Origin of the sequence: Bradyrhizobium campsiandrae (assembly GCF_014529705.1) — a bacterium.
Lineage (GTDB): Bacteria > Pseudomonadota > Alphaproteobacteria > Rhizobiales > Xanthobacteraceae > Bradyrhizobium > Bradyrhizobium campsiandrae.
The window spans coordinates 106,420-119,183 of record NZ_JAANIH010000018.1 but is presented as its reverse complement, the minus strand read 5'-3'; the positions used below and the strand labels follow the sequence as shown (position 1 = coordinate 119,183).

Sequence of the window (12,764 nt, the reverse complement as noted above, 5' to 3'; positions counted from 1 at the left end):
CTGCTCACCCCTTGAGGGTGTCGCATGCGTCCAGCGGGGGCGAAAAAAGCCGGTTCCAACCCCAGTCTGTAGGGTCTCCGGACTGCAGAACCCCTGTATATTGGGCAAATGATTTGTTTTTGCGCCGAGCGCTTTCCCTGGCGGCGGTTATGGCAGAATCCGGGCGAACTCCTCCTCCCCGGACTGACAGACATGGCTACTCGCGCGCTCCTTTATCGGCGGCCCCACGAACCGAAGACCCTCGTCATCACCCATGGATCGCAATTTTTTGCGATTCGATTGCGCCGGCATCGCCGCGCGCGTCGCTACACGCTCAGGATCCATCCGAGCGACCGCGAAGCCATCCTCACCATCCCTCCGCGCGGTACGCTGGCTGAAGCAAAAGACTTCGCGCAGCGCCACGGCGCATGGATCGCCGCGCGTCTCGGTCGTTTGCCGAAGGCCGCGCCGTTCCAACCTGGCACAGTGATACCGCTTCGCGGCACACCTCACCGCATCGTGCATCGCGCCGGCAGCCGCGGCACGGTGTGGACGGAAACGCGCGACAGCGGCGAACGCATTCTCTGCGTCGCCGGCGGCCTCGAGCATGTCGATCGCAGAGTCGGCGACTTCCTCAAGCGCGAGGCCCGCAAGGATCTGCAGCGTTCGGCGGAGATCCATGCCGCCGAGCTCGGCGTCAAGGTGAAGCGGCTCTCGATCCGCGATCAGTCCAGCCGCTGGGGCTCCTGCACCTCGGCCGGCTCGCTGTCCTTCTCCTGGCGCCTGATCCTCGCGCCGCCTTTCGTGCTCGACTATCTCGCCGCGCATGAAGTGGCCCATCTCGTCGAGATGAACCATTCAGCCCGCTTCTGGCGCGTCTGCGGCAAGATCTGTCCCTCCATGGAGCGCGCCAAGAAGTGGCTCGACACCTGCGGTAACGATCTGCACCGGTACGGGGTCGAGGATTAGGGCGCGCTGTTTCTCCAGCAAAAGCTGCCATCGCCCGCCTTGCGCGGGCGATTTCATTTTTGCTCCATCGCATCAAGGCCTTTGACTGATCCTCCGCCCATCACGCCGCAACACCCCCGCCTACTGTGCATGGGGTTGTTTTCGCATTTTGGGTTCGGGGTCTATCGGTTCCCGCCGAACAGCCGGTCCATCAGCCAGCCATCGAGTCCGGCGGCTGCTTCCGGCCGAGCATTGACATTGGCGCGCGTCGGCGGCGGTGGCGCGCGATAACCGCTATTGCTGGCCGGCGCCGGTGCATATCCAGGCGTGGGCGCCACCTGCGTCGGCGGCGACACCTGCGATGAGATCTGCACGAGGTTCGACGGTCCCCAATTGCTCTGCAGGTTCGGCAGGGCGGCCACCTGCACGCCCTCGTGCGCGGCGCGCATGAAGCGGGTCCAGACTTCGACCGGCAGCCCGCCGCCGGTCGCCTTCTTGGTCGGCGAATTGTCGTCATTGCCGAGCCAGACGCCGGTGACGAGGTTCGAGGTGTAGCCGATGAACCAGGCGTCGCGATAATCCTGGCTGGTGCCGGTCTTGCCGGCCGCCTGCCAGCCCGGGATCTCGGCCTTCTTCGCGGTGCCCGAGATCAGCGTCTCGCGCATCATGCTGTTCATCATGCCGACATAGCGCGGCTCGATCACCTGGTTGTGCTCGTCGCCCTGGCGCATGTAGAGCAGCTTGCCCTCGAGCGTCCTGATCCGCGTCACCACATGCGGGGTGGCCGCGAAGCCGCCATTGGCGAACGGCGCGTAGGCGCCGACCAGCTCGACCACGGAGACCTCCGAGGTGCCGAGCGCGATCGAGGCGTTGGGTTCGAGCTTGGACGAGATGCCGAGCCGGTGCGCGGTGCGGACCACGTTCTTCGGCCCGACCTCGAGGCCGAGGCGGATGGCGACGGTGTTCAGCGACATCGCCAGCGCCTGCGTCAGCGTCACCGGGCCGAAATATTCATGGGTGTAGTTCTCAGGTCTCCAGCCCTTGACCTCGATCGGCGCGTCCTGGCGGACGGTGTCCGGCGTCAGGCCTTGCTCCATCGCCGTCAGATAGACGAACGGCTTGAAGGATGAGCCCGGCTGCCGTTTGGCGGTGACCGCGCGGTTGTACTGGCTTTCGGAATAGTTTCGGCCGCCGACCATGGCGCGCACCGCGCCGTCGGGCGTCATCGCCACCAGCGCGCCCTGGCTGACATTGAACTTGCCGCTCTTGGCCGCGAGTTCGTCGATGATCGCGGCCTCCGCCACCGCCTGGAGCTTCGGATCGATCGTGGTCTCGACCTTGATGCTGTCGTCGATCTGGCCGACAAGGTCGTCCAGCACCTCGCCGATCCAGTCGGCGACGTAGTTGACGGTGCCGGCGCCGACGGGCTTCACATTGTAGGAGGGGTGGCCGATCGAGGCCTGGGCCTGTGCCTCGGTGATGAATTTGGCGTCCGCCATCGCCGCGAGCACGACTTGCGCCCGCGCTTCGGCGCCTTCCGGATTGCGGTTCGGCGCGAGGCGCGAGGGCGATTTGACCAGGCCCGCCAGCATCGCGGCTTCCGCGATGGTGACGCTCTTCGCCGGCTTGCCGAAATATTTCTGCGCAGCAGCTTCGACGCCATAGGCGCCGGAGCCGAAATAGACGCGGTTGAGATAGAGCTCCAGGATCTCGTCCTTGGAATGCTTGCGCTCGAGCCAGATCGCGAGCTCAGCCTCCTGCAGCTTGCGCGCCATGGTGCGTTCCTGGGTCAGGAACAGGTTCTTGGCGAGCTGCTGCGTCAGCGTCGAACCGCCCTGCGACACGCCGCGATGCAGGACGTTGGTGACGAGCGCGCGCAGGATGCCGACGGGGTCGATGCCGAAATGTGAGTAGAAGCGGCGGTCCTCGATGGCGATGAAGGCCTTGGGCAGATAGGGCGGCAGGTCCTTCAGCGACACGTTGGCGCCGGCCATCTCGCCGCGCTGCGCCAGCAGGCTGCCGTCGATGCCGACGATCTGGATCGTCGGCGGACGCTTTGGAATTTCCAGCGACTGGATCGGTGGCAGATGCGCGCCGACCCAGATCACGACGCCGATCACGGCGATCACGCCCCACAGGCTCAGCACGGCGCCCCAATAGACGAGGCGGCCGAGGCCGGCGCTGAAAGATGATTTCGAGCGGCGCTTGGCGCTACTGCTTTTGGCCGGCGCCTTGCGCTCGCGCGGCGGCTCGTCGTCGGACGTCTCGCTCTTGCGCTTGGTGGATTTCTTCGGCTTGTCGTCCTCGCCGCCGGGAACGCGGTCCGCCGCCGTCAGGCGCAGATCGGCGAGCGCTGCGGGCAGGCCGAACAACGGCTCCTTCCGCCCACCCTTTTTCTTTGCCGACCCCATACGCAAAACGCCCGGTTACCCCGCCCCGCCGGACGCTAGCGGTCGCTGTTTAAGGCCCGGTTACGCAGACGTTAACGCGCGATTAGGAGGTGCGGCATTCGCCTGCCGCAGTTCCGCTCCGTCGACGGCGGAGCTAGGATCGCGGCCATACAAGCAGAGGGAACTCGCATGGGCCATATTGATCCGACCAAGGAGATCTTCGCGCAATTCCGGGAGAACGATCGCTCCGGCCCGATCCACATGCTCAATCTGGTGCGCTTGCGCAAAGAGGCGGCCTATCCCGACGGCCGTAAGGCGAGCGGCGCGGAAGCCTATGCGGCCTATGGCCGCGAGAGCGGCCCGGTGTTCGAACGCCTCGGCGGCCGCATCGTCTGGCAGGGCCGGTTCGAGCTGATGCTGATCGGCCCGCAAGAGGAACGCTGGGATCATTGCTTCATCGCCGAATACCCAAGCGTCGCCGCCTTCGTCGAGATGATCCGCGATCCCGTCTATCGCGAAGCGGTCAAGCATCGCCAGGCCGCGGTGGAGGATTCGCGCCTGATCCGCCACGCGGTGCTGCCGGTGGGGAAGAATTTCGGGGAAATACCGACCTAGATGCCGAAACAAAATCGGCGGCCCGCGGGGCCGCCGATTGCATTCGAGAGCTTGGCGCCTAGCCCGCCGGGCCCGAATCCTCGATGATCGGTCCGAACAGCTCCCAGCGTTCGCCGTTGAACCTCATCATCTGCATCTGCTTGTTGACGCGATAATCGTTCGGGCCGGTGTTGATCTTGATGCCCGGCAGCGCAAAGCTCGGGGTGAAGTCCTTGATGTTGGCGACCTGTTTCATGACGTTCTCGCGGGTGAGGTCGTCGCCGCACTGTTTCAGCACCTGCGTCAGCAACTCCGCCACCGAATAGGCGTAGGTGTTGACGGTGTTGAGCTTGTCCCCTTCCGGGAAATACTTGTCCATGAAGGCGAAAAAGGCCTTCACACCGGGATCGTCCTTCCACTGCGGATCGCCCGGCTCCTTGCCGTATTGGGTCGAGATGATGCCCTTGGAGATGTCGAGGCCGGCCGGCTTCAGCGTCGCCGAAATTGGACTCGCGTTGATGTCGACGATATGCACCGGCGTCCAGCCCAGTTCGGCCACCTTCTTGATGGCCTGGGCCGCGAATTTCGGTGTCGAGGCATCGTAGAAAAGATCGGCCCCCAGCGACTTCAGCTTGACCACCTGCGAGTCCACGGTGGGATCGGTGACCTCGTAGGAGACCTCGCCGACGATCATGCTGGCGGCCTTGTCGCCGAGGCCGCTCTTGAGGCCTGCGAGATAATCGCGGCCCATGTCGTCGTTCTGGTAGAGTACGCCGATCTTGGCGTTCGGATGCTCCTTGAGAATGTATTTGGCGTAGATGCGCCCTTCGGAGATGTAATTGGGATTGTAGGCGATGGTCCAGGGGTAGTTCTGCGGATCGTTGAATCGCGCGGCGCCGGTCGAAGCCAGCAGTTGCGGCACCTTCTTGCCGTTGAGATATTTCTGCACGGCCGCGTTGGCGGCGGTGCCGATCAGCTGGAATGTGAAAAGGACTTCATCGCCTTCGACGAGCTTGCGCACCTGCTCGACCGTCTTGGGCGGCGAGTAGGCGTCGTCATACTGGATCAGGTTGATCTTGCGGCCGTTGATGCCGCCCTGGTCGTTGATCATCTTGAAGTAGGCGGCCTGGGTCTTGCCGATATTGGCATAGACCGAATAGGCGCCCGAGAACGGCACGGTCTGGCCGATCTTGATCTCGGTGTCGCTTGCGCCGGTGTCGTATTTCTTCTGTGCGAGGGCCTGATTGGCGGAGAATGCGAAGGCGAGCACCGCCGTGGCAGCTAGGAAGGCTCTGCGATTGGTCATCTTGGGTTGTTCCTCCAGACGGAATTTTCGGTCGATGGTCTTCTTCCGTTGATTGCAACGGTCGCCATCGCTGTCGAAGATTGTGGAGGAACGCCCGCCGCCGCGCAAGGATCGCGGCACAGTAGCGTGTCAGACCAAGGTCTCAGGTCAGGAACAGGGCGACCAGCGCGATCACGGCCGGCAGCGCCTGCACGATCAGGATGCGGGTGCTGACGGTCGTCGCGCCATAGGCGCCGGCCACGATCACGCAGAGCAAGAAGAAAACCTTGATCTGAAACCCGAAGGCCGGGTTGCCATGCAGCAAACCCCAGACCAGGCCCGCAACAAGGAAGCCATTGTAGAGGCCCTGATTGGCGGCAAGCACCTTTGTAACCTCGGCCTTGTCAGGCGAATTGCGGAATGTCTTCAAGCCAAGTGGCTTGTCCCACAGGAACATCTCCAGAATCAGGAAGTAGCCGTGCAGCGCGGCGACCAGCGCCACCAGGACATTGGCGATCAGAATCAAGTTGAGCTCCCCCAAAGCGTCAGCTTTCGGGTGGACGTTAGCATGCCCGGCATGGCAAGTGCGAAGCGTGTTTCGACGTGATGGTGCCGCAATGCCCGCTCGATCAGCAAAAGCCCCTGAACGCTTCGGCCTCGATCGGCTGGCGACGCCGATCGGGACCGTGCTGCTGGTCACCGATGCCGATGGTGCGCTGTGCGCGCTGGACTGGGACGACTATGATCACCGCATGCGCGAGCTCTTGCGTCTGCATCATGGCGCCGTGGATCTGGTCGACCGGCCCGCCCCGACGCTGATGAAGACCGCGCTGTCGGCCTATTTCGAGGGCGATCTCGACCAGCTTCTCACGATCGAATGGCGCATCGCCGGCACGCCGTTCCAGCAGAAGGTCTGGACCGCGCTGGCGAAAATCCCCGCGGGCACCACGATGAGCTACGGTGCGCTCGCCGCCAGGATCGAGATGCCCAAGGCGATCAGAGCCGTCGGCCATGCCAATGGCTCCAACCCGATCAGCGTGGTGCTGCCGTGCCATCGCCTGATCGGCGCCAACGGCTCGCTGGTGAAATATGGCGGCGGGCTGGAGCGGAAGAGGTGGCTGCTCAGACACGAAGGGGTGGAGATCTAAATCCTCACGCCGCCGGCTGCACCGCCTTGTCGCCGGCCATGACATGGGTCAGCGCGCTCTTGATCGCAGCCTGGCGCGTCGGCGCGTTGATTTGCGCGCCGAGCAGGTCGGTGACGTAGAACACGTCGCGGGCGCGCTCGCCGAAGGTCGCGACATGGGCCGAGGCGATGTTGAGATTGAGCTTGGAGATCGCCGTCGTCAGCTCGTAGAGCAGGCCGGGGCGGTCGAGGCCAGAGACTTCGATCACGGTGTAGCGGTCCGACCACTGGTTGTTGATGGTCACTTCCGGCTCGATCACGAAGGGGCGCGCCTTGCTGCGCACCGTGCGCCGCGCCACCACTTCCGGAAGGCGCAGCTTGCCTTCCAGCACGTCCTCGATCATCTCGCCGATGCGTGTGGCGCGCCGGCCCTCGTCCTCGTCGCGGTCGTATTCCCGCGAGATCGAGATCGTGTCCAGCGCGCGACCGTCGGTCGTGGTGTAGATCTGAGCGTCGACGATGTTGGCGCCGGCCGAGGCGCAGGCGCCCGCGATGATCGACAGCAGCCAGGGATGGTCGGCGGCGAAGATGGTGAGCTCGGTCACGCCGCGCACTTCATCGAAGCCGACGTTGATTGCGAGCTTGTGCCCGGCCTGTTCGCTGGACCGCACGAAACGCGCGTGACGGATCTTGCGCGGCAGCTCGACCTTGAGCCAATAGGCCGGATAGTGCCGGGCAATATAGGCGTCGAGCTCGTCGGCCGGCCATTCGGCGAAGGCGTGCCGGAATTCGGCGTAGGCGGCGGTGAGGCGCTTGCCGCGGTCGACCTCCGAGAAGCCGCCGGTCAGCACCGGTTCGGTTTCATAATAGAGCGAGCGCAAGAGCTGCGCCTTCCAGCCATTCCACACGCCCGGACCGACGCCGCGGATATCGGCCGTGGTGAGAATGGTGAGCAGCTTCATCTGCTCGACCGACTGCACCACGGCGGCGAAATTCTCGATGGTCTTGCGGTCGGAGAGATCGCGCGACTGCGCGACCGTCGACATCGTCAGATGCTCTTCGATCAGCCAGGCGATCAGCTCGGTGTCGGCCGCGCTGAAGCCGAGCCGCGGGCAGAGGCGGCGCGCCACCTTGGCGCCGGCGATCGAATGGTCCTCGGGCCGTCCCTTGGCGATGTCGTGCAGCAGCGTCGTGATGTAGATCACCGCGCGGTGCTCGGGCCGGATCTTGCGCATCAGATCGCTGGCGAGCGCGAACTCCTCGATGCCGCCGCGCTCGATGTCCTGGAGGAAGCCGACGCAGCGGATCAGGTGCTCGTCCACGGTGTAGTGATGATACATGTTGAATTGCATCATCGAGACGATCTTGCCGAAGGCGCGGATGAAATGGCCGAGCACGCCGGTCTCGTTCATCCGCCGCAGCACGATCTCGGCGTTGTCGGAGGTCAGGATCTCCATGAACAGCCGGTTGGCTTCGGGATTCTCGCGCATCTGCGCGTTGATCAGGCCGAGCGAGCGCGTGACGTCGCGCATCGCGTCCGGGTGGAAGGCGAGGTTGTTCTTCTGCGCCAGGCGGAAGATCCGGATCAGATTGACCGGATCATGCTTGAAGATATCGGGCGCGGCGACGTTGATGCGGTTGTTGTCGACGATGAAATCGTCGCTATCGGGCACGCGCCGCCTCATCTGGGTCGGGCGCAGCCGCGCCATCACCCGGCTCAGCACCGGCGCCGGCTTGGCCTGCTGGTCCTCGAGCTTGGCGCACAGGATGGCGGTGAGGTTGCCGACTTCCTTGGCGACCAGGAAGTAGTGCTTCATGAAGCGCTCGACGTCCTGCATGCCGGGATGCGAGGTGTAGCCGAGCCTGACAGCGATTTCGCGCTGGAGATCGAAGGACAGGCGCTCCTCGGCGCGGCCGGAATAGAAATGCAGATTGCAGCGCACCGACCACAGGAAGTCGGCGCAACGGCGGAAGCTGCGGTATTCCTGCGCGTCGAACACGCCGCGCTCGACCAGCTCGTCGGTGTCGCGAACGCGGTAGACGTATTTGGCGATCCAGAACAGCGTATGCAGGTCGCGCAGCGCCCCCTTGCCGTCCTTGACGTTGGGCTCGACCAGGTAGCGCGACTGGCCGCCGCGGCGGTGACGTTCTTCGCGCTCGGCGAGCTTTGCGGTGACGAATTCGGAGGCGGTGCCCTGTACCACCTCCTTGTCGAAGCGCTCGACCAGCTCGTCATAGAGCGGCTGGTCGCCCGTGAGGAAGCGCGTCTCCAGAATCGCGGTGCGGATGGTCATGTCGCCGCGCGCCTGGCGGATCGATTCGTCGACCGAGCGCGTGGCGTGCCCGACCTTCAGGCCCATGTCCCACAGGCAATAGAGGATGGCTTCGGCGACCTGCTCACCCCAGGCGGTCTGCTTGTAAGGCAGGATGAACAACAGATCGATGTCCGATTCCGGCGCCATCAGGCCGCGGCCATAGCCGCCGGTCGCCACCACCGCCATGCGCTCGGCGCCGCTCGGGATCGGCGAGCGATAGAGATGCCGCGTCGCGGCCGAATAGAGGATGCGGATGATCTCGTCCTGCACATGGCACAGCCGCTCGGCGCAGCGGCGGCCATGGCGGTCCTTCAGCAGGATCTTCTGCGCCGCGGCGCGCGCGGCGAGCAGCTCGGCCTTGAGCAGTTGCGCCACGGCGGTGCGGAAGGTGTCCTCGCGGCCCTGATGCTTATCCGCAAGCGCATCGACCGCGGCGGTGATCCGCGCGGTGTCGAAGCGATCGTCTACCTCGGGCCTTTGCTCAGTTGCGACGCTGTCCATCTCTCACCGGATATAAGACGTGACGAGCGCTGTCATCAGCCATTCTCGGCCAATAGTCGTTCCATGCTGGAAAGCCGCGGCTTCGGGCAAATCTGTTCTCGGCCGGCGCGCTTTCGAGGGCGGTTTTTCTGGTTGATTTCCGGATATAACTCATTGAAAAACCGTGAAGTTTTGGAGGAGGCCGGGCATGATCAAGTTTTCACGACGTATTTTGCTGGCGGGAGCGGTCGCGCTCGCCGTCGCCCCTGCGGCGCGGGCCGCCGATCCGCTCAAGGAAATTCGCATCGACTGGGCGACCTACAATCCGGTGTCGCTGGTGCTCAAGCAGAAGGGGCTGCTGGAGAAGGAGTTCGCCAAGGATGGCATCACCGTCACCTGGGTACAGTCGGCCGGCTCCAACAAGGCGCTCGAATTCCTCAATGCCGGCTCGATCGATTTCGGCTCGACCGCGGGCTCGGCGGCGCTGGTCGCGCGCATCAACGGCAATCCGATCAAGTCGATCTATGTCTATTCGCGCCCCGAATGGACGGCGCTGGTGACTGGCAAGGACTCCAAGATCGCCAGCGTTGCTGACCTCAAGGGCAAGCGCGTCGCGGTGACGCGCGGCACCGATCCGCACATCTTCCTGGTGCGTGCACTGCTGGGCGCCGGCCTGACCGAGAAGGACATTACGCCGGTGTTGCTGCAGCACGCCGACGGTAAGACCGCCTTGATCCGCGGCGACGTCGATGCCTGGGCCGGTCTCGATCCCATGATGGCGCAGGCCGAGGTCGAGGAGGGCGCAAAGCTGTTCTACCGCAAGGCCGACGCCAACACCTGGGGCCTCCTCAATGTGCGCGAGCAGTTCCTGAAGGACTATCCGGACGCTGCCCGCCGCGTGCTCGCGGTGTACGAAGAGGCGCGGAAATATTCGCTGGCGAACTACGATGATCTCAAAAAGACGTTCATCGCCGTGACGAAGCTGCCCGAGGCCGTCGTCGACAAGCAGCTCAAGGAACGCACCGAGCTCACCCATAGCCGCATCGGCGCACCCCAGCGCGAGTCGATCCTCGCGGCCGGCCTCGCCCTGCAGCAGGCCGGCGTCGTCGACGCCAAGGTCGACGTGAAGGCGACGCTGGATGCGCTGATCGATGACCAGGTTCCGCTGCCGACGAATTGAGGTTGGCTAGGCGGAGGCAGGCGCGCGGCAAACCCCATTGTCGTCCCGGGCAAGCGTCAGCGCAGACCTGGGACCCATACTCCCGGGGAGTGGTTTGAGGCAAATGCGGTCACTCCGAGTTCCCGCAACCACATTTTCCTGTGGCTATGGGTCCCGGATCGGCGCGCGCTTCAGGCGCGCTTGTCCGGGACGACGGCTGAGAACATGGCAACACCGTTGCATTCCCTGACCAGACGCGCTTCCTACCGGCCATGATCTCCGACGCGCCAGTCCTGCAGCAATCCTCGGAACCGGCCGAAAACGCCGTCGCGCCCTCGCGGCTGTCACGCTATGCGCGGCCGGCGCTGGGGCTGCTGCTGCCGCTGACGCTCGCGCTCGGCTGGGAGCTGGTGGTCTGGTCCGGCTGGTCCAACGGGCGCCTGGTGCCGCCGCCCTCGCGCGTCTTCGCCACCATCACCGAGCTCGCCCGCTCCGGCGAGCTGGTCCGCCATATCTCCGCGACGCTGTGGCGCGTCGGGCTTGGCTTTGGCTTCGGCGTGGTGGCGGGCACGCTGTTGGGTGCCATCTCCGGCTATTGGTCGCTGGCGCGGCGGCTGCTCGATCCGACCGTGCAGGCGCTGCGCGCGATTCCGTCGCTGGCCTGGGTGCCGCTGTTCATCCTCTGGCTCGGCATCTTCGAGACCTCGAAGATCGCGCTGATCGCGGTTGGCGTGTTCTTCCCGGTCTATCTCGGCGTGATGGGCGCGATCCTCTCGGTCGATCGCAAGATCGTCGAGGTCGGCCGCACCTTCCGCCTCTCCGGCTTCGCGATGATCCGCCGCATCCTGCTGCCCGCGGTGCTGCCGGCCTATGTCGTGTCCTTGCGCGTCGGCCTCGGCCTCGGCTGGATGTTCGTCGTCGCCGCCGAACTGATCGGCGCTTCCGAAGGCCTCGGTTATCTCCTGCTCGACGGTCAGCAGCTCGGCAAGCCCGCGCAGATCCTCGCCGCCATCGTGATCTTCGCCATCCTCGGCAAGCTCACGGACTGGCTGATCGAGCTCGCGGCTGCGCCGTTCCTGCGCTGGCAGGACGCCTTCGGCCGGGCCAAAGAAACTTGATAAGGGAGCTTGAGGCGATGCTGGCACTCGACCGGGTCAGCAAGACCTACCCGAACGGTGTCGAGGCGCTGACGCGCTTCTCCGCCGAGATCAGGCAGGGCGAGATCATCGCCATCATTGGCGGGTCTGGCTGCGGCAAATCGACATTGCTCCGTGCCATCGCCGGCCTCGATCGCGCCAGTTCCGGCACGGTGACGCTCGACGGCGAGGCGATCGCCTCGCCGCATGCCAAGATCGGCATCATCTTCCAGGAGCCGCGCCTGCTGCCCTGGCTCAGCGTCGCCGACAATATCGGTTTCGGCCTCGCCGAACTGCCGGCGGCCGAACGCCGCGCGAAGGTGGCCCGCGCGCTCGACCGCGTCGGGCTCGCCGACAAGGCGCAGGCCTGGCCGCGCGAACTCTCCGGCGGACAGGCGCAGCGCGTCGCGATCGCCCGCGCACTGGTGCCGCAGCCCGAAGTGCTCTTGCTCGACGAGCCGTTCTCGGCGCTCGACGCCTTCACCCGCCGTGACCTGCAGGATCATCTGCTCGACCTCTGGGCGGACACGCGGCCAACCTTGATCCTCGTCACCCATGACGTCGACGAGGCGGTGGTGCTGGCCGACCGCGTGCTGGTGATGCGGCCGCGGCCGGGCCGGCTGTTCGACCAGATCGAGATCAATCTCGGTCGGCCGCGCGACCGCAATTCGCCGTTGTTCGAGACTTTCAAGCGAAGTGTGCTGGCATCACTCGACCGTTCGCTCGACCGCAGGGTGCCCGACCGTGACGCAACCCAGGGTCCCGGTCAGGCCATGTGGTGGTGACAATTTCCCGGCAAGCCGGTACATCGAGGAGCAAATTTCCCGGGAGAGAACGAGATGGACGCCGCACAACTGCGCCAGATGCAGGCCCCGATCAAGGAGCGCTACAAGACCGATCCCAAGGCCGCGCTGATCACGCTGAAGGCCAAGGGATCCACCGACAGCGACGGCATCGCCTGCAAGGTCGAGACCGGCCGTGTGCTCGCCGTCGCCGGTCTCCATCCCGCCACTGGCGGCTCCGGCCTCGAACTCTGCTCCGGCGACATGCTGCTCGAGGCGCTGGTCGCCTGCGCCGGCGTCACGCTGAAATCGGTGGCGACCGCGATCGAAGTGCCGCTCAAAACCGGCAATGTCTATGCCGAGGGCGATCTCGATTTCCGCGGCACGCTCGGCGTCGACAAGGAGACTCCGGTCGGCTTTGCCGAGATCCGCCTGCGCTTCGAGGTCGACACCGATGCGCCGCAGGACAAGCTCGATCTCCTGCTCAAGCTCACCGAGCGCTATTGCGTGGTCTACCAGACCATCAAGAACGGCCCGAAAGTTTCGGTGTCGATGCAGCGGATGTGACTG

11 protein-coding genes are annotated in these 12,764 nt (G+C 64.9%); 7 read left to right on the top strand and 4 right to left on the bottom strand.

Going from position 1 to position 12,764, the window contains the following annotated elements:
- The first annotated feature begins 108 nt into the window (after positions 1-108).
- On the top strand, positions 109-948 hold the full coding sequence (locus G8O24_RS15855) for a M48 family metallopeptidase (RefSeq protein ID WP_188100759.1): 840 nt from the start codon (positions 109-111) through the stop codon (positions 946-948).
- Positions 949-1,109: 161 nt separating this feature from the next.
- Here the strand turns inward: G8O24_RS15855 and G8O24_RS15850 are convergent, their stop codons facing one another.
- Positions 1,110-3,338, bottom strand: coding sequence for a transglycosylase domain-containing protein (locus G8O24_RS15850; RefSeq protein ID WP_188100757.1), 2,229 nt, complete (start codon positions 3,336-3,338; stop codon positions 1,110-1,112).
- A gap of 168 nt (positions 3,339-3,506) precedes the next feature.
- Here G8O24_RS15850 and G8O24_RS15845 point away from each other — a divergent pair, with 168 nt between their 5' ends.
- Positions 3,507-3,932 (top strand): DUF1330 domain-containing protein, encoded by a 426-nt coding sequence (locus G8O24_RS15845; RefSeq protein ID WP_188100756.1) that lies wholly within the window; start codon positions 3,507-3,509, stop codon positions 3,930-3,932.
- Between the two features lie 58 nt (positions 3,933-3,990).
- On the opposite strand, the gene G8O24_RS15840 is transcribed toward G8O24_RS15845, so the two are convergent.
- Together G8O24_RS15840 and G8O24_RS15835 are read right to left on the bottom strand one after the other, a co-directional pair.
- Complete coding sequence (locus tag G8O24_RS15840) at positions 3,991-5,217, bottom strand: ABC transporter substrate-binding protein (RefSeq protein ID WP_188100754.1); 1,227 nt, start codon at positions 5,215-5,217, stop codon at positions 3,991-3,993.
- Positions 5,218-5,359: 142 nt separating this feature from the next.
- On the bottom strand, positions 5,360-5,716 hold the full coding sequence (locus tag G8O24_RS15835; RefSeq protein WP_188100800.1) for a DUF1304 domain-containing protein: 357 nt from the start codon (positions 5,714-5,716) through the stop codon (positions 5,360-5,362).
- Positions 5,717-5,813: 97 nt separating this feature from the next.
- On the opposite strand from G8O24_RS15835, the gene G8O24_RS15830 reads away from it, so the two are divergent.
- The gene (locus tag G8O24_RS15830; RefSeq protein WP_188100752.1) at positions 5,814-6,344 is read left to right on the top strand and encodes a methylated-DNA--[protein]-cysteine S-methyltransferase; all 531 of its coding nucleotides are present in this window, start codon (positions 5,814-5,816) and stop codon (positions 6,342-6,344) included.
- A 4-nt stretch (positions 6,345-6,348) separates the two neighbouring features.
- Here the strand turns inward: G8O24_RS15830 and G8O24_RS15825 are convergent, their stop codons facing one another.
- Positions 6,349-9,138, bottom strand: coding sequence for a [protein-PII] uridylyltransferase (locus G8O24_RS15825; protein ID WP_188100750.1), 2,790 nt, complete (start codon positions 9,136-9,138; stop codon positions 6,349-6,351).
- Positions 9,139-9,325: 187 nt separating this feature from the next.
- Here G8O24_RS15825 and G8O24_RS15820 point away from each other — a divergent pair, with 187 nt between their 5' ends.
- The 4 genes from G8O24_RS15820 to G8O24_RS15805 all read left to right on the top strand — a co-directional run bounded on the left by G8O24_RS15820 (position 9,326) and on the right by G8O24_RS15805 (position 12,761).
- Positions 9,326-10,297 carry an aliphatic sulfonate ABC transporter substrate-binding protein gene (locus G8O24_RS15820; protein ID WP_188100748.1) on the top strand — a complete coding sequence of 324 codons (972 nt, stop codon included), beginning with the start codon at positions 9,326-9,328 and terminating at the stop codon, positions 10,295-10,297.
- 251 nt (positions 10,298-10,548) lie between these two features.
- Entirely contained in the window at positions 10,549-11,394 is an 846-nt protein-coding gene (locus G8O24_RS15815; protein ID WP_188100746.1) for an ABC transporter permease, read from the top strand.
- A gap of 17 nt (positions 11,395-11,411) precedes the next feature.
- Entirely contained in the window at positions 11,412-12,197 is a 786-nt protein-coding gene (locus G8O24_RS15810; RefSeq protein WP_188100744.1) for an ABC transporter ATP-binding protein, read from the top strand.
- Positions 12,198-12,251: 54 nt separating this feature from the next.
- Complete coding sequence (locus G8O24_RS15805) at positions 12,252-12,761, top strand: OsmC family protein (protein ID WP_188100742.1); 510 nt, start codon at positions 12,252-12,254, stop codon at positions 12,759-12,761.
- Positions 12,762-12,764 lie beyond the last annotated feature (3 nt).

Bases quoted from the DNA above. Each gene is read 5' to 3' on its own strand.
- G8O24_RS15820 (WP_188100748.1), top strand. From the start codon at position 9,326: ATGATCAAGTTTTCACGACGTATTTTGCTGGCGGGAGCGGTCGCGCTC.
- G8O24_RS15850 (WP_188100757.1), bottom strand. From the start codon at position 3,338: ATGGGGTCGGCAAAGAAAAAGGGTGGGCGGAAGGAGCCGTTGTTCGGC.
- G8O24_RS15810 (WP_188100744.1), top strand. From the start codon at position 11,412: ATGCTGGCACTCGACCGGGTCAGCAAGACCTACCCGAACGGTGTCGAG.
- G8O24_RS15825 (WP_188100750.1), bottom strand. From the start codon at position 9,138: ATGGACAGCGTCGCAACTGAGCAAAGGCCCGAGGTAGACGATCGCTTC.
- G8O24_RS15805 (WP_188100742.1), top strand. From the start codon at position 12,252: ATGGACGCCGCACAACTGCGCCAGATGCAGGCCCCGATCAAGGAGCGC.
- G8O24_RS15840 (WP_188100754.1), bottom strand. From the start codon at position 5,217: ATGACCAATCGCAGAGCCTTCCTAGCTGCCACGGCGGTGCTCGCCTTC.
- G8O24_RS15830 (WP_188100752.1), top strand. From the start codon at position 5,814: ATGCCCGCTCGATCAGCAAAAGCCCCTGAACGCTTCGGCCTCGATCGG.
- G8O24_RS15855 (WP_188100759.1), top strand. From the start codon at position 109: ATGATTTGTTTTTGCGCCGAGCGCTTTCCCTGGCGGCGGTTATGGCAG.
- G8O24_RS15845 (WP_188100756.1), top strand. From the start codon at position 3,507: ATGGGCCATATTGATCCGACCAAGGAGATCTTCGCGCAATTCCGGGAG.
- G8O24_RS15815 (WP_188100746.1), top strand. From the start codon at position 10,549: ATGATCTCCGACGCGCCAGTCCTGCAGCAATCCTCGGAACCGGCCGAA.